Genomic DNA, 14950 nt, shown 5'->3' on the forward strand with positions numbered 1-14950 from the left:
GCTTTCCAGGGCCAATCGATCACCATCGTGGTGGGCCACTTCTCAGCTGCAGGTCTTCCCGTCGGCCGGCACGGTGCCGTCCAGCAGGTAGGCGTCCACGGCCTGCTTCAGGCACGGGTCGCCGGTGTTGTAGCCGCCGTGGCCCTCGCCCTGGAGGGTGATGTTGACGCCGACGCCCGGGCCGAGCTGCTGCGCCATCGCGTGGGCGCCCTCGACCGGGGTGGCCGGGTCGCCGGTGGTGCCGACCACCAGGATCGGGGCCGCGCCGGCGGCGGAGACGTCCGGGTGGTCGGCCTTGCCCGGCACCGGCCAGCCGGTGCAGCTCGTCAGGCCCCAGGCGGAGTAGGGACCGAACACCGGGGAGGCGGTGCGGAACTGCGGCAGCTGCTGTTCGACGTCCTGGTCGGAGTAGCGCTGCCGGGCGTCCACGCAGTTGATCGCCCGGTTGGCGGCGCTCAGGTTGGTGTAGCGCCCCTGCGGGTCGCGCCCGAACATCGCGTCGGAGAGCTGGAGCAGTGTGTTGCCGGTGCCCTGCTGCATCGCCTCGGTGAGCCCGGCGGCCAGGACGGGCCAGGTCTCCTCGCTGTACAGGGCCGCGGCGATCCCGGTGACGGCCAGGGTCTCGGTGAGCTGCCGCCCGCTGGTGGTGGGCAGCGGGGACTGCTCCAGCTTCTGCAGCAGCGCCGTGACCGCCGCCGTGCCCTCGACACCGCCGGCACCCGTCGGGCAGGCGGCGGCCTCCTCGGCGGCGCAGGCCTTCATGAAGTTGTCGAACGCGAGCTGGAAGCCCTGGGCCTGGCCGAGCGCGGCCTGCTGCGGGTCCTTCGTCGGGTCGACGACCGAGTCCAGGACGATCCGACCGACCTCCTGCGGGAACAGGTGCGCGTAGACGCCGCCGAGCTGGGTGCCGTAGCTGATGCCGAAGTAGAAGAGCTTCTGGTCGCCGAGCACCTGCCGCATCAGGTCGAGGTCGCGGGCGGCGCTCTCGGTGTCCACGTAGGGCAGCACCGGACCGGAGTTGTGCTCGCAGGCGGCGGTGAACTGCGCGTTGCTGGCGTCCAGCGCCTTCACCGCGTCGGGGGTCCCGGGGGTGTTGTCGATTTCCAGGCTGGTGTCCATCGCCTTGTCGTCCAGGCAGCTCACCCCGGCGCTGGCGCCGACCCCACGGGGGTCGAAACTCACCAGGTCGTAGCGGGCGTTGAGGGAGGCGTAGTCGGCGGCGAGGGCGGGCAGCGTGGCGACGCCGGAGGCGCCGGGGCCGCCGAAGTTGAACAGCAGCGAGCCGATCCGGTGCTTCTCGTCCTTCGCCCGGCTCCGGATCATGGCCAGGTCGATGGTCGGGCCGTCCGGCTTGCCGTGGTCGAGCGGCGCCCTGAGGGTGGCGCACTGCCAGTCACCGGCGGGCGCGGTGCCGCTGCCCTGCGCGGGGCTGGGGGCCGGGCAGGCCTGCCAGTCGAGCCGCTGGGCCGCGAGTCCGGTCGCGGACGCGGCGGGCGAACCGGGCGAACCGGGCGGGGAGGCCGGGGAGGTCGGCGCGGGCTCGACGGCGGAGCGGGCGTCGCCCTGGCAGCCGGCGGCGGAGGCGAGCAGCAGCGCGGCCAGGCCGAAAGCGCCGGCGCCGCGGACGACGGTGTGCATGGAGCGGTCCACCTCTCGGGTTACCGGGCGCGCCCCGGCGGACGGCGGGGCGGCGTGCGCCCCGGCGCTCGGCACGGTCAACGCACCACAGACCCTAGGGGCGGTGGGGCGGTCGCGCCCGTCGGAAGGCCCGGTGGAGGGGCGTGCGCCGGTCCGGCTGCCATCCGCCGTCCGGGTGAGGTGATCCCCGCTCCCGCGGCCCTCGGCGGCCGGCAGCGTCCGGATCGCCCACTACCTGGCGTCGCATGCTATCTTGCATCGCATGGTACCTGGCATCACACACCACGACGGCGACGCCGGTGCGGCCGACGGGCCGGTGGCGACGCAACTGCGCAAGGGCGTACTGGAGTACTGCGTCCTGGCGCTGCTGCGGGACGGCCCCCGGTACGGGGTGGAGCTGCTGCAGGAACTCGGCCGGTTCCCGATGCTGGCGACCAGCCAGGGCACCATCTACCCCCTGCTGTCCCGGCTGCGCCGGGCCGGCCTCGCCGACACCTTCCTGCGCGACTCGGCCAGCGGCCCGTCCCGCCGGTACTACACCCTCACCGACACCGGCCGCAGCGCACTGGAGGAGTTCACCACGCTGTGGCCCGCCTTCCGCGAAACCGTCGACCACGTCCTGGCCCCGGGAGAGAACCCGTGAACAACCCCATCGAGCACCCCCTGGTCCGCGCCCACCTGGACGCGGTCGCCCGGTACACCGCCCCGCTGCCCGAGGAGCGCCGCCGCGAACTGCTCGCGGACCTGCGCGAGCACGTCGAGGTCTCGCTCGCCGAGCGCGACCCCGCCGACGAGGCCGCCGTCCGGCGGGTCCTGGAGCAGCTGGGCAGCCCCCGGCAGATCGCCGACGCCGCGCTCGACGAGGAGGGCGGCGCCCGACCGGAGCCGGAGAGCCGCGGCCGCACCGTCCGCACCCTGGTCTTCGCGGTGCTGCCGGTTCCGCTGTCGTTCGTCCCGGTCGTCGGGCCCCCGCTCGCGCTGGCCGCCGCCGTCATCGCCGCGAGCAGGGTCTGGCGGTCCACGCAGTGGAGCCGCCGGGAGAAGCGGCTGGCGGCCCTGCTGCTGCTCTCCCCCGTCCTGGTCACTCCGCTGGCCGGCATCGCCGCCGCCGTCGTGTCCCCGGTCGGCCTGACCGCGGCAGCCGTCCTCGCCGCCTGCGCGGTGGGCTTCTGCCCCGCCCTGCTCGCGGCGTTCTTCCTGGCCCGGTCCGCCGCCCGGCTGCGCAACGCCGCGCTCATGGCCTGAACCGGCTTCACCAATCAACACCGACGTTTCGCCAGCCCCCCCTGGTGATGTTGGAGACCGCCCCCCACGTACAAGGGAGGCGGTCTCCACACGTCGGAGGCTCGCGCTTGCACGCGTGCCTGCCCGGCGACTAATGTCTTACCTGTTTCTCACCATCAAATCCGTTTTTGGCCAAGGCCGTTCATACGGTTAACGGAAACCCGCATACAGTGTGCGGGCTCGGAGAATCCGAACCGCCGCCCCCTCGATCTGGGGGCTTTTCCATTACGCGGGAATCAAGGCAACTCACTTTACCGTCAGGCTCGTTGACCCAGTTCTCCGGCGGCTGCTTTGCTTCTCGGCGGCCGAGGCGGGCCTGTTTCCCCCCGGTGATCCGTTGTGCGGCGGGTCATCCAGGCGTTCCACCGCCTCCGGCCTCTCCCTGTCCTTCGCGACCACCCGTCACCCACCGGTGCCCGGGCGGTCGGCATGAGAGAGGCAACCCTCACATGGGCCGAACCCCCACGTTCCGTCACGCCGGACGGGCGGCGCTCACCGGCGTCGCCGCGCTCGCCCTCGCGGCGGCCGGCTTCACCGCGGCACCCGCCCAGGCGCAGCCCGACGACGCCGCGCACCCCACGGCGTCGGCGAACCACCCGTACCGGCACGGCGCCGTCCCGCTGCGCGGCCACCAGGCCGCACCGAGCGCCACCTCCGCCAACAACCTCAACTACGGTGGCGGGGCGGGCAGTCCGAGCATCGGCGTGGCCACCGGACCGGAGCACGTCTACCTGGTGTTCTGGGGCTCCCAGTGGGGCAGCTCCGGCACCGACGCCAACGGCAACACCACGCTCAGCGGCGACGCCAAGGGCATGGCCCCGCGCCTGCAGCAGCTGTTCAAGGGCATCGGCGCGGGCGGCGAACTCTGGTCCGGCGTCATGACGCAGTACTGCGAGGGCGTCACCACCGGCTCCCAGACCTGCCCGGGCAGCTCCGCGCACGTCGCCTACCCCACCGGCGGCGCGCTCGCCGGCGTCTGGGTGGACACCTCCGCCGCGGCGCCCGCCTCCGCGACCGGCAACCAGATCGGCGCCGAGGCGGTCAAGGCGTCCGGCCACTTCGGCAACACCACGGCCGCGGCCAACCGGAACGACCAGTACGTCGTCGTCTCCCCCAGCGGCACCACCCCCGACGGCTTCAACACCGCGTCCGGCAACTTCTGCGCCTGGCACGACTACACCGGCGACACCACACTCACCGGCGGCGCCGTCTCCTCCCCGTACGGCGAACTGGCCTTCACCAACCTGCCGTACGTGACCGACGCGGGCTCCGGCTGCGGCCAGGGCTTCGTCAACGCGGGGACGGCCGGCACCCTGGACGGCGTCACCATCGTCGAGGGCCACGAGTACGCCGAGACCATCACCGACCAGAACCCGGCCGGCGGCTGGACCGACAGCAGCGGCGCCGAGAACGGCGACAAGTGCGCCTGGGTCAGCAGCGGCCAGGGCGCGTCGGCGAACGTCGGCTTCACCACCGGCAGCTTCGCCATGCAGTCGACCTGGGCGAACGACTTCAACAGCGGTGCGGGCGGCTGCGAGATGTCCCACCCGATCGTCGGCGGCACGACCGGCAACACCGTCACCGTCACCAACCCTGGCGCCCAGGCCGGCACCACCGGCAAGGCCGTCAGCCTCCAGATCGCGGCGACCGACAGCGCCTCCGGCCAGACCCTCACCTACACGGCGAGCGGCCTGCCGGCCGGCCTGTCCATCTCCGCCTCCGGCCTGATCAGCGGCACCCCGACCACCGCCGGCACGGCGAGCGTCACGGTCACCGCCAAGGACGCCACCGGCGCCTCCGGCTCCGCCGCCTTCGGCTGGACCGTCACCTCCGCGGGCGGCGGCGGCCTCACCAACGGCGGCTTCGAGACCGGCACCCTGAGCGGCTGGACCTCCACCGGCAGCGCCGCCGCCGCCAGCGCCGCCAAGCACACCGGCGGCTACGGCGCGATGCTCGGCTCCACCGGCCCCACCACCACGTCCACGGCCGGCCAGACCTTCACCGCCCCGGCCGGCAGCAGCAAGGTCGCCTTCTGGTACGACGTCACCTGCCCGGACACCGTCACCTACGACTGGGCGACCGCCACCCTCAAGGACAACACCACCAACACCACGACCACGGTGCTCGCCAAGACCTGCACCAGCGGCCTCGGCTGGAAGTCCGCCTCCGGCACCGTCACCCCGGGCCACAGCTACACGCTCACCCTCACCAACGTGGACGACAACTACCCGGGCGACCCGACCTACACCTACTACGACGACGTGACCGTCTCCTGACGGCCGCCAGTCCACGCCCCTGACGCCGCCGGGGCGGGCCACCACGGCCCGCCCCGGCGGCACCGCGCCCCGGCACCGCTGCGCCCCGCACCCCGTGAAGGAGGAGAGCCGTGACCGTGCGAACGCTCGCGGCGGCCGCCCTGCTCGCCCTGGCGGCCGGCTGCTCGTCGAACACCGGCCCCGCCGCACCGGGCCCGCCCGCCCTGGTGCTCGACGAGCACGCCGACGGCACGACCGTGCGGGTGGCACCCGGCACCGTCATCCGGGTCGAGCTGCACAGCACCTACTGGTCCCCGGCCGCCGGCGACAGCCCGCGGACGCTGCGTCCGACCGCCACCGCGACCACTCCCGCCCCCTCCTGCCGGCCGGGCGGCGGCTGCGGCCAGGTCACCGCGGGCTTCCTCGCCGCCGCCCCCGGCACCGCCCGTCTCTCCGCCCACCGCACCACCTGCGGCGAGGCGCTGGCCTGCCCGCCCGGGCAGCGGGCCTTCACCGCGACGGTGACCGTCGGCTGACGGTCAGTGCTGGACGCCGGAGGACAGCGAGAAGTCCGCGAAGTAGGCGCGCTGGGTGCTCGCCGGGCCCCAACTGGTGTCGTGGCCACCGTAGAAGGTGGAGAAGAACACGCCGCCGAAGGGGATCCTGCCGATGCCCGAGGCCACCCCGCGCGCCGCGTAGACCTGGCGGCCGTCGTACCAGACGGTGACGTCCCCGGTGCCGCGGTCGACCAGCTGCTCGACGCTGTGCCACGCGCCGTCGGCCTGGAACCGCCAGTCACCGAGCCCCTCGTCCACCCCGTAGCCGGTCGGACCGGAGTTGGTCGGGGTGTAGAGGTAGACCTCGCCGTTGTCCGGCACGCCCTTGGCGCCGCGCCACATGTAGCGCGTCGACCAGCCCGCGCCGTGGTTGCCGCCCGACTCCTCGCCGATCTTGCCGCCGTACAGCCCGGGCAGCTTCCCCGCCTTGCCCCAGTCCCGGCCGGCCGGGAACTTGAGGGAGTACTTCAGGTCCAGCGTCTGGCCCTGGGCCAGGGCGGACAGGCCCAGGGTGGTCAGATCCGTGTAGAACTGGCCGCCGCCCGGGTTCGGACAGTCGGTGCACTGGTTGGAGGAGGACCCGGCGCCGTAGGTGACCTGGAGCGCCGAGCCGCCCCCGGGAGCGGCCGCGTCGTCGACCGCGCTCAGGTCCGAACCGCCCCACGTCCCCTGGTCGACCGCGCCCCAGGCGTGCTTCCACTGGTCCGTCCCGTAACCGCGGAACTGGCCGGTCCAGGCCGCCTTCCCGCTCGCCACCGCGGCCGGCGCGGCTCCCCCGACTCGCTCGGACCCCGAGGCGGCCGGCGCGGCGATCGAGGCCGCGGCGGGCGACGTCGACGGGGCGCAGGCGGCCAGGGCGACGGCTGCGAGCGCCGCTCCGAACACACGACGAGTGCTTTTCATGACTGCCCCTCCTGACAGGACCGGGCCGGGACGGCCCACCCGCTCCATGTGACGCTCCGCCACCGGGTCACAGTAGCGGCGCCCGAGGTGACGTGACCATCACACTCCCGGGTGACGGCGGGACGGTTCCCGGCCCCCGGCCCTCCCGATGCGGGCCATGCGGAGATGTGCGAGGTGCGAGGTGGCGATCCGGCCGCGAAGATTCCTCCGAACGTCCGGCGGAGGACGTCAAGACCGCGGCGACGGCTCCGACCACCGGTCGAGGAGCCCAGCCGGGCCCGCGAACCACGAGGAGCACGAGGAGCACGAGATGAAGTTCCTGATCAGCCTGCACATCAACCCGGCCGTGATGGACGCGCTGACCGACGAGGAGAAGGCGGCGATCGGCCACGGCCACGGCGAGTTCATCGAGGCGCTGAAGGCGTCCGGAGAGCTGATCACCACCCAGGCACTGGCCGATCCGGCCCAGGCCGCCGTGGTGACCGTCCGCAACGGCCAGCCGGTGGTGACCGACGGCCCGTTCCTGGAGGCCAAGGAGTACCTGGGCGGCTTCTACCTGATCGACTGCGAGGACAAGGAGCGGGCGATCGCGCTGGCGGCGCTGATCCCGGACACCGCGATCGAGGGCCTGGGGGTCGAGGTGCGGCAGGTGATGTTCGCCGACGGACACTTGGAGGCATGACAGCACCGGACTTCGAGGACCTGCTGCGTGCGCTCACGCCGCAGGTCCTCGGCACCTTGGTTCGCCGGTACGGCCGGTTCGAAGGGTGCGAGGACGCCGTCCAGGAGGCCGTCCTCGCCGCCACCGTGCAGTGGCCGTCCGAGGGCATGCCCGACAATCCGCACGGCTGGCTGGTGACCGTCGCCGCCCGGCGGCTCATCGACCAGCTGCGCCGCGACCGCGCGCGCCGCGAACGGGAGTCGGCGACGGCCGCCGAGGTGGCGCCGCCGGAGGTGCCGGACACCGACGACACGCTCGTCCTGCTGTTCCTGTGCTGCCATCCGACGCTCACCGCGGCCTCCCGGACCGCCCTGACGCTGCGGGCGGTCGGCGGTCTGACCACCGCCGAGATCGCCCGCGCGTTCCTGGTGCCGGAGGCCACCATGGCGGCCAGGATCAGCCGGGCCAAGCAGCGCATCAGGGCCGCCGGCAGCTCGTTCGCCCTGCCGGACGGCGCGGAGCGCGAGGAACGGCTGCGGGTCGTGCTGCACGTGCTCTACCTGATCTTCAACGAGGGCTACACCGCCACCTCCGGACCGGAGTTGCACCGCCCCGACCTCGCGCGCGAGGCGATCCGGTTGACCAGGACGGTGCACGCGCAGCTGCCCGGGGACGACGAGGTCACCGGGCTGCTCGCACTGATGCTGCTGACCCACGCGCGCCGGGAGGCGCGGACCACCCCGGCCGGCGACCTGGTGCCGCTGGACGAGCAGGACCGCAAGACCTGGGACCGGGCGCTGATCGACGAGGGCGTCGCACTGGTCGAGGCGGCACTGGCCGGCCCGACCCTGGGGCCCTACCAGTTGCAGGCCGCCATCGCGGCCACGCACGCCGACGCGGCCACCGCCGAGGAGACCAACTGGCCCCAGGTGCACGCCCTCTACCTGATCCTGGAACGGATCGCGCCCAACCCGATGGTCACCCTCAACCGGGCGATCGCGCTCGCCGAGACCGACGGCCCGGCCGCCGGACTGGCCCTGCTGTCCGCCCTGGACGGTGACGGGCGGATGGCCGGGCACCACCGGCTGCTGTCCGTCCGGGCGCACCTGCTGGAGAAGGCCGGCGACCCGGCCGGCGCCCACGAGCACTACCGGCGCGCCGCGAAGGCCACCGCCAGCCTCGCCGAGCGGCGCTACCTGGAGGCCCGGGCCGGCCGGACCGGGCCACGCTCCGGCTGATCACTCGTCCGGGACGTCCGGCGCGCGGCCCGGGCGGGCCCGGGGACGGCAGGGCTCAACTGCCCTGCGGCTCCATCCCCGGCCTGCCCCGCACCGCGTACGCCGGCAGCCGCAGCTCGCCGAGGACGGCCCGGGGCAGGCTCAGCCCGAACCGCCGCCCGACCACGCCGAGGGTGCGGCGGCGCACGGCCACGGGCGGATCGCCCCCGGGGCCGCGGGTGATCCCGTCGGGCGCCAGGACGCCCGCGGCGACCAGCTCGGGGACCAGCAGGTCGGGCTCCCGGCCCCAGCGCCAGCGCTCCTCGGCGAGGCCGAACCCGCACAGCACGGCGCCGTCGCGGGCGTAGTCGAGCAGCGCGGGCGGGTGGTCCGGCATCGGGCGGAAGTGGACCACCTCGACCCCGTCGCGCGCTATCTCGGTGAGCCGTTCGCCGCCGGTGGAGTCGCCGTACTCGACCGCGAAGGACCAGTCACCGGACTCGCCGACCCGGATCACGCCGTCGCCGTCGTCGCTCGGACGGAACACCTCGATGTCGAGGTCCCACACCTCGGTGCCGCTGAGCGGTCCGGCCGCGGCGGCCGGATCGGCGCCCATCCGGCGGGCGAGCTCCTGCGGCGGTATCCCCCGGGCGAACAGGACGCCGTCGACGGAGCACCCGGCGTCCGCGAGCCACCGGATGCCCTCCTCGCCCCCCGCCCCTTCGCTACCGTCCGTCATGACGCCCCCTCACCTCGCGCCGGCCCGCGTGGCCGGGCTGCCGGTCCGCACCCTAACGGACGCCACTGACACTGATAGTGGTAACCGGGTCTCCGGTGGTCGTGGCCCTGCCACTGACTGACGCCCTGCCGGGCTGTCCTCCGGTCGTTCCGTCCGGCTGCCGGGGCCCGTTCCCAAGGCCCCGGCCGGGCGGAGCATGACCTTATGGGAGCCTGGCCAGAGGCCCCCTCAGTGTCCTGTCCGCCCCATCCGGCGGAGCCCGCATCGACGCAGGTCGGGGGTTATCCCCCCGAGGAACCCGGCGGTCGGCCCCAGCGCGCCGCACCCCCGCCGCGAACGATGATCTTCTCACCGAGCTTTCGGGACAAGAAAACTGAGGAGAGATCATGACCACGGCGAACAGGCGAACGGTCGGCCGACGCGGACTCATCGCGGTGACGGTGGCGGCCGCCGGCACCGCCCTGCTGGCCCCGGTGGCCTCCGCCGCCCCTGCGGCGGACGGCCAACGGAGCACGGTGGTCCGCGCGTTGGAGCGGTCCGCGCACCCGCTGCGGTCGACCGAGCCCGGCGGCAGCACCAGCGACCTGCGGGCGCTCGGCGCGATGGTCGGGGACGCCAAGGTGGTGGGCCTCGGCGAGGCCACGCACGGCTCGCACGAGTTCTTCACCATGAAGCAGCGGGTCTTCCGCTACCTGGTCCAGGAGAAGGGCTTCACCACCTTCGCCCTGGAGATGAGCTGGTCGGCGGGCCTGAAGATCGACAAGTTCCTCCAGGACGGCAAGGGCGACGCCCGGCAGATCGTCAAGGACGAGCTGGGCCAGTCGCCTTGGGAGCGCCAGGAGTTCGTGGACCTGATCAGCTGGATGCGCGAGTACAACCGCCAGCACCCGGAGCGCCCGGTCCACTTCATGGGCGACGACGTCGGCGCCCCCAAGCTCGGCGAGGAGGTCTTCGCCCGGGTCGACGCCTACCTGCGCAAGGCCGACCCCGCGGCCCTGGCGCGCGTGGACGGGCTGTACGCGGGCCTGCGCCCGCTCGACGACACCGTCGGCTACCTGAAGCGGCCGGTGGCCGAGCGGAAGGAGAACGCCGCCAAGGCGCAGCAGGCGCTGGACCTGGTCACCGCCGCCAGGGGCACCGGCGGCGAGGAGTACGACTGGGCCGTGCAGCACGCCCGCATCATCGCCCAGACCTTCGCCTTCGCCACCTTCGAACTCACCGACCCGGCCTCGGTGAACGCCGCGGAGGTCATCCGCGACCAGGCCATGGCCGACAACACCGCGTGGTGGCAGCGCCGCACCGGCGACCGGATGCTGCTCTCGGCCCACAACGGGCACGTCGGCTACCTGGCCAGCGATCCCGAGATGTACCCCAGGACGCAGGGCGCGATCCTGCGCGACACCTTCGGCCCGGAGTACATGAACATCGGGTTCACCTTCGACCGGGGCTCCTTCCTCACCATGGGCGCCGCCCTCGACACCGACTGGGAGAAGAACACCGTGCCCCCGGCCACGCCCGGCATGAACGAGTACACCCTGGACCAGGTCCGCCGCCAGGACTACTACGTCGACCTGCGCACCGCCCCGCGCGTGGTCCGCGACTGGCTGGACACCGCCCGCCCCGTCTACGAGGCCGGGTCCACGTTCACGAAGGACCCGCTGCCCTCCGTCGCCCTCGGGCGGGCCCACGACGTCCTCGTCCACCTCCACCAGGTCCACGAGGCCGGGAAGCTCTGACCGGGCTCCGGCCCCGCCCCGGATCGGCGGCCGGCCTCAGCCCGGCGGGGCCGCCGTCTCGGGGAACGCCCGGTCCAGCAGCGCGCCCAGGGCGGCCCGGTCCTGAGCGGAGAGCTGTTCCAGCGCGGTCAGGCCGGACATCAGGTCGGCCCGGATCAGCCGGACGGTCTGCTCGCCCCGGTCGGTCAGGGCGATGCTCTTGACCCGGCGGTCGGCGGGGTCGGGCTCGCGGCGGACCAGGTCGCGGCCCTCCAGCCGGTCGACGATGCCGGTGACGTTGGAGGCGTCACAGGACAGCAGACCGGCGAGGGCGCGCATGGAGCGCGGCCGGGTGAGCAGGCTGAGGGTCTTGCCCTGCATCAGGGTCAGCCCGTGCCCGGCCGCGGCGGAGGCGAAGTGGCGGTAGTAGGCCGCGGCCACCCGGGCGAGCTGATCCATCAGCTCGCCCGGCGTGGCCGGTGGGTCCGGGTGGGAGTTCTGGTGCACGGTTCGAGCATAGGCACATTGCTTGACACCCTCAACCATTGAGGTTTACCGTCCAAGAATGCTTGAGGTCATAAACCATCGACGACCTCAAGGCAGCTGGAAGGACCGCGAGACCCTCATGAACCACACCCCCGCCGCCACCCCGGATGCCGCTGCCGAAGCCGCCCCGGAGACCGCCGCCGCCACGGTCACCCGCCTGCGCGCCACCTTCGACACCGGCCGGACCAAGCCGCTCGCCTGGCGCCAGGCCCAGCTGGCAGCACTGCGCTCGCTGCTCACCGAGCAGTCCGAGGCGTTCCTCCAGGCCCTGCACGAGGACCTCGGCAAGAGCACCGCCGAGGCCTTCCGCACCGAGATCGGCTTCACGCTCAACGAGCTCGACCACACCGTCACCCACCTGGAGCAGTGGCTGCGGCCGAAGCCCGCCGCCGTGCCCGAGTTCTTCCAGCCCGCCGCGGCCCGCGTGGTGCGCGACCCGCTCGGCGTGGTCCTGATCATCGCGCCCTGGAACTACCCGCTCCAGCTCGCCCTGTCCCCGCTGGTCGGTGCACTGGCCGCCGGGAACGCGGCCGTCCTCAAGCCCAGCGAGCTCGCCCCCGCGACCTCCGCCGCGCTCGCCCGACTGCTCCCGCGCTACCTCGACCCGGCGGCCGTCGCGGTCGTCGAGGGCGCCGTCCCGGAGACCACCGCGCTGCTGGAGCAGCGCTTCGACCACATCTTCTACACCGGCAACGGCGCCGTCGGCCGGATCGTCATGGCGGCCGCCGCCCGGCACCTGACCCCGGTCACCCTGGAACTCGGCGGCAAGAGCCCGGTGGTGGTCGAACCCGGCGTCGACCTCGCGGTCACCGCCCGGCGGATCGCCCGGGGCAAGTTCCTCAACGCCGGCCAGACCTGCGTCGCCCCCGACTACGTCCTCGCCATCGGCGAGAGCGCGCCCGCGCTGGAGGCGCACCTCGCCGACGCCATCCGGGAGCTGTACGGGGACGACCCGGCGACCGGCGACGGGTACGGCCGGATCGTCAACGAGCGCCACTTCGACCGGCTCACCGCGCTGCTCGGCGACGGTCGGACCGTCACCGGCGGCACCCACGACCGCGCCGACCGCTACCTCGCCCCGACCGTCCTCGCCGACGTCTCCCCCGAGGCCCCCGTGATGCGGGCGGAGATCTTCGGCCCGATCCTCCCCGTCGTCTCCGTGCCCGACCTCGACGCGGCGATCGCCTTCATCAACGAGCGCGACAAGCCGCTCGCCCTCTACGCCTTCACCGAGTCCGCGCACACCAAGCAGCGGCTGACCGAGGAGACCTCCTCCGGCGCGCTCTCCTTCGGACTGCCGGTCTCCCACCTCGCCATGCCCGAGCTGCCGTTCGGCGGCGTCGGCGAGAGCGGCATGGGCCGCTACCACGGCGAGTACTCCCTCGACACCTTCAGCCACGCCAAGGCCGTCGTCGACAAGCCCCTCGCCTGACCGCTCCCCCTCGTCCGATCGTTTCCCCCCTCCCCGCCACCCCGACACCGAGCGAGCACCCTCATGACCACCATCGACCACGGCGCCGCCGTCGCCGCGGAGACCGCCCGGCTCGTCGCCGCCCTCCAGGACGCCGACCCGGCCACCCCGGTGCCCACCTGCCCCGGCTGGACACTGACCGACCTCACCCGCCACACCGGCAGCGTGCAGCGCTGGTTCACCGTCCTGCTCCGGCAGCGGATCCAGCAGCCGCCCCGCAGCCGCGAGGTCGACCTGCGGCTGCCCGCCGGGCCGGACGGCTACCCCGCCTGGCTGGCGGAGGCCGCGGCCGAGGCCGGCGCCGCGTTCGCGGAAACCGACCTCGACGCCCCGATGTGGGCCTGGGGCGCCGACCAGCACGCCCGCTTCTGGGTACGGCGGATGCTGTTCGAGACCCTGGTGCACCGCGCCGACGCGGAACTCGCCCTCGGGCGCACCCCGGTGCTCGACCAGGAGCTGGCCGCCGACGGGGTGTCCGAATTCCTCACCAACCTGCCCTTCGCCGCGTTCTTCGCCCCGGGGATCGCCGAACTGCGCGGCGCGGACCGCACCATCCGCTTCACCCGCACCGACGGCAGCGCCACCTCCGCGGACGGCGACTGGCTGATCCGCCTGCGGCCCGACGGCTTCGGGCTCGACCGCTTCGGGCTCGACGCGGACGGCCCGGGCCCGGAGGCCGACGTGACCGTCCGCGCGAGCGCCGCCGATCTGCTGCTGCTCCTGTACGGCCGCCTCGACCTGGCCTCCGCCCGCCTCGACGTGCGCGGGGACGAGGAACTGCTCGCGCACTGGTGCGCCAACTCGGCGTTCTGACCTGCCCGGACGAGGGGCGGCGGCCGGGCCGCCGCCCCTCGTCCGTACGGGTGATCGACTGTCGGTGGCCGGTGCTAGCGTGCCGTTCCGTCAGCAGACGATCAAGGAAAGGCGGCATCGGATCGTGGACGTCGAGGTCACGCGCCACCAGGTCGCACCCCAGCGGATCGCCCAGGCCCTGGAGGGCATCGAGGACCGGGCCCTCACCAGCTGGTACCGGATCCACTACGGCCGCCTGGCCATCCAGGAGATCCGGACGATGGGCGAGGAGCTCCTCGACCACATCGGCGCGCTCACCCTGGAGGGCCGACCGCTCAGCGGCTACCCCGCCCGAGTCATCCTGGAAACCGCGGCCGAGTGCTCCCTCGGTGTGCTGTCCCTCGGCTGCTTCCCCCGCGGCGACTTCGAGGTCCCCTTCCCGTTCATCGGCGAGACGCTGACCAGCGAAGAGACCAGCTTCGGCGACACCATCGACTTCGCCCCCACGGCCGCCACCTGGGTCGAGGCCTTCGCGATGTGCGTGATCAGCGGCCTGATCCAGGAGCTCCACCGCATGCTCGGCCCGCTGCTGAAGGACGACTACGGGCCCTCGGTCCGCAAGGGCCTGCCCCACTCGGACCTGGACTCGACCTCCGATCCGGCGAGCCTCGCCGAGCTGGACGCGCTCTGCTCCTACCTCCACGTCGTGCCGACCGCCGTCTCACCCTGGGTCGCCCCGGGCCCCGTGCCCCTGCGCAAGCCGGACGCCGAGGAGCGCGCCACGGCCGCCCGGGCGCTGGACGCCGCCGGTCCGCTCACGCCGGACCAGCAGCTGCTGCGCGTCCTGCTCGACGACGACCGGAGCACCTTCGAGCGGGCCCTCGCCACCCGCCTCGACCAGCACCGCGAGAGCAGCGCCCCGGACGCGGCCCCGCGCAGCCTGCTCCCGGTCCTCCCGATCGCCCTGGCCGCACTCGCCGTCCAGGCGCACGGCTGGCAGCTCGGCCTCTCCTCCGGCTACCTCCCGGCGACGCTCATACAGCCCCCGACGCTCTGACCGCCCCACCCCAGCCGCCCGCCCGTCTGCCTGCCTGTCCGTCCGTCCGTCCACGGAGTGTCCAACGGTTGCCCAACAGACGAAACATCCCACCTATAGCCGCCGATCCCCGGCC

The 14950-nt window shown here is 73.6% G+C and carries 14 protein-coding genes; 10 read left to right on the forward strand and 4 right to left on the reverse strand.

Going from position 1 to position 14950, the window contains the following annotated elements; genetic code table 11:
* Window positions 1–42: 42 nt before the first annotated feature.
* Window positions 43–1638 (reverse strand): alpha/beta hydrolase, encoded by a 1596-nt coding sequence (locus AB0O19_RS31690; RefSeq protein ID WP_363624533.1) that lies wholly within the window; start codon window positions 1636–1638, stop codon window positions 43–45.
* Between the two features lie 262 nt (window positions 1639–1900).
* Between AB0O19_RS31690 and AB0O19_RS31695 the strand changes: the two genes are divergently transcribed.
* The 4 genes from AB0O19_RS31695 to AB0O19_RS31710 all read left to right on the forward strand — a co-directional run bounded on the left by AB0O19_RS31695 (window position 1901) and on the right by AB0O19_RS31710 (window position 5713).
* On the forward strand, window positions 1901–2281 hold the full coding sequence (locus AB0O19_RS31695; RefSeq protein ID WP_363624535.1) for a PadR family transcriptional regulator: 381 nt from the start codon (window positions 1901–1903) through the stop codon (window positions 2279–2281).
* Entirely contained in the window at window positions 2278–2883 is a 606-nt protein-coding gene (locus AB0O19_RS31700) for a hypothetical protein (protein WP_363624537.1), read from the forward strand. The genes AB0O19_RS31695 and AB0O19_RS31700 overlap by 4 nt, the downstream gene beginning before the upstream one ends.
* 488 nt (window positions 2884–3371) lie before the next feature.
* Window positions 3372–5198, forward strand: coding sequence for an Ig domain-containing protein (locus tag AB0O19_RS31705; protein WP_363624539.1), 1827 nt, complete (start codon window positions 3372–3374; stop codon window positions 5196–5198).
* 110 nt (window positions 5199–5308) lie between these two features.
* Window positions 5309–5713 (forward strand): hypothetical protein, encoded by a 405-nt coding sequence (locus AB0O19_RS31710; protein WP_363624541.1) that lies wholly within the window; start codon window positions 5309–5311, stop codon window positions 5711–5713.
* A gap of 3 nt (window positions 5714–5716) precedes the next feature.
* On the opposite strand, the gene AB0O19_RS31715 is transcribed toward AB0O19_RS31710, so the two are convergent.
* Window positions 5717–6637, reverse strand: a complete 921-nt coding sequence (locus AB0O19_RS31715) for a polysaccharide lyase (protein ID WP_363624543.1) — start codon at window positions 6635–6637, stop codon at window positions 5717–5719.
* Window positions 6638–6947: 310 nt separating this feature from the next.
* Here AB0O19_RS31715 and AB0O19_RS31720 point away from each other — a divergent pair, with 310 nt between their 5' ends.
* Window positions 6948–7319, forward strand: a complete 372-nt coding sequence (locus AB0O19_RS31720) for a YciI family protein (protein WP_350883944.1) — start codon at window positions 6948–6950, stop codon at window positions 7317–7319.
* Window positions 7316–8536 carry a sigma-70 family RNA polymerase sigma factor gene (locus AB0O19_RS31725; protein WP_363624545.1) on the forward strand — a complete coding sequence of 407 codons (1221 nt, stop codon included), beginning with the start codon at window positions 7316–7318 and terminating at the stop codon, window positions 8534–8536. Before AB0O19_RS31720 ends, AB0O19_RS31725 begins: the two co-directional genes overlap by 4 nt.
* Window positions 8537–8591: 55 nt before the next feature.
* Here AB0O19_RS31725 and AB0O19_RS31730 read toward each other — a convergent pair whose 3' ends face one another.
* On the reverse strand, window positions 8592–9254 hold the full coding sequence (locus AB0O19_RS31730; RefSeq protein WP_363624548.1) for a DUF6461 domain-containing protein: 663 nt from the start codon (window positions 9252–9254) through the stop codon (window positions 8592–8594).
* A gap of 386 nt (window positions 9255–9640) precedes the next feature.
* Between AB0O19_RS31730 and AB0O19_RS31735 the strand changes: the two genes are divergently transcribed.
* Entirely contained in the window at window positions 9641–10990 is a 1350-nt protein-coding gene (locus AB0O19_RS31735; RefSeq protein WP_363624550.1) for an erythromycin esterase family protein, read from the forward strand.
* Window positions 10991–11026: 36 nt separating this feature from the next.
* Here AB0O19_RS31735 and AB0O19_RS31740 read toward each other — a convergent pair whose 3' ends face one another.
* Window positions 11027–11476 (reverse strand): MarR family transcriptional regulator, encoded by a 450-nt coding sequence (locus AB0O19_RS31740; protein ID WP_363624551.1) that lies wholly within the window; start codon window positions 11474–11476, stop codon window positions 11027–11029.
* Window positions 11477–11594: 118 nt separating this feature from the next.
* On the opposite strand from AB0O19_RS31740, the gene AB0O19_RS31745 reads away from it, so the two are divergent.
* The 3 genes from AB0O19_RS31745 (at window position 11595) to AB0O19_RS31755 (ending at window position 14835) form a co-directional block, all read left to right on the forward strand.
* Window positions 11595–12947 carry an aldehyde dehydrogenase family protein gene (locus AB0O19_RS31745; protein ID WP_363624553.1) on the forward strand — a complete coding sequence of 451 codons (1353 nt, stop codon included), beginning with the start codon at window positions 11595–11597 and terminating at the stop codon, window positions 12945–12947.
* A 63-nt stretch (window positions 12948–13010) separates the two neighbouring features.
* Entirely contained in the window at window positions 13011–13799 is a 789-nt protein-coding gene (locus tag AB0O19_RS31750; RefSeq protein WP_363624555.1) for a maleylpyruvate isomerase family mycothiol-dependent enzyme, read from the forward strand.
* A gap of 124 nt (window positions 13800–13923) precedes the next feature.
* A complete protein-coding gene (locus AB0O19_RS31755; RefSeq protein WP_363624557.1) occupies window positions 13924–14835 on the forward strand; it encodes an immunity 49 family protein in 912 nt (303 codons plus the stop codon).
* Window positions 14836–14950: the final 115 nt, after the last annotated feature.

Source organism: Kitasatospora sp. NPDC091276, from assembly GCF_040684355.1.
Taxonomy (GTDB): Bacteria; Actinomycetota; Actinomycetes; order Streptomycetales; family Streptomycetaceae; genus Kitasatospora.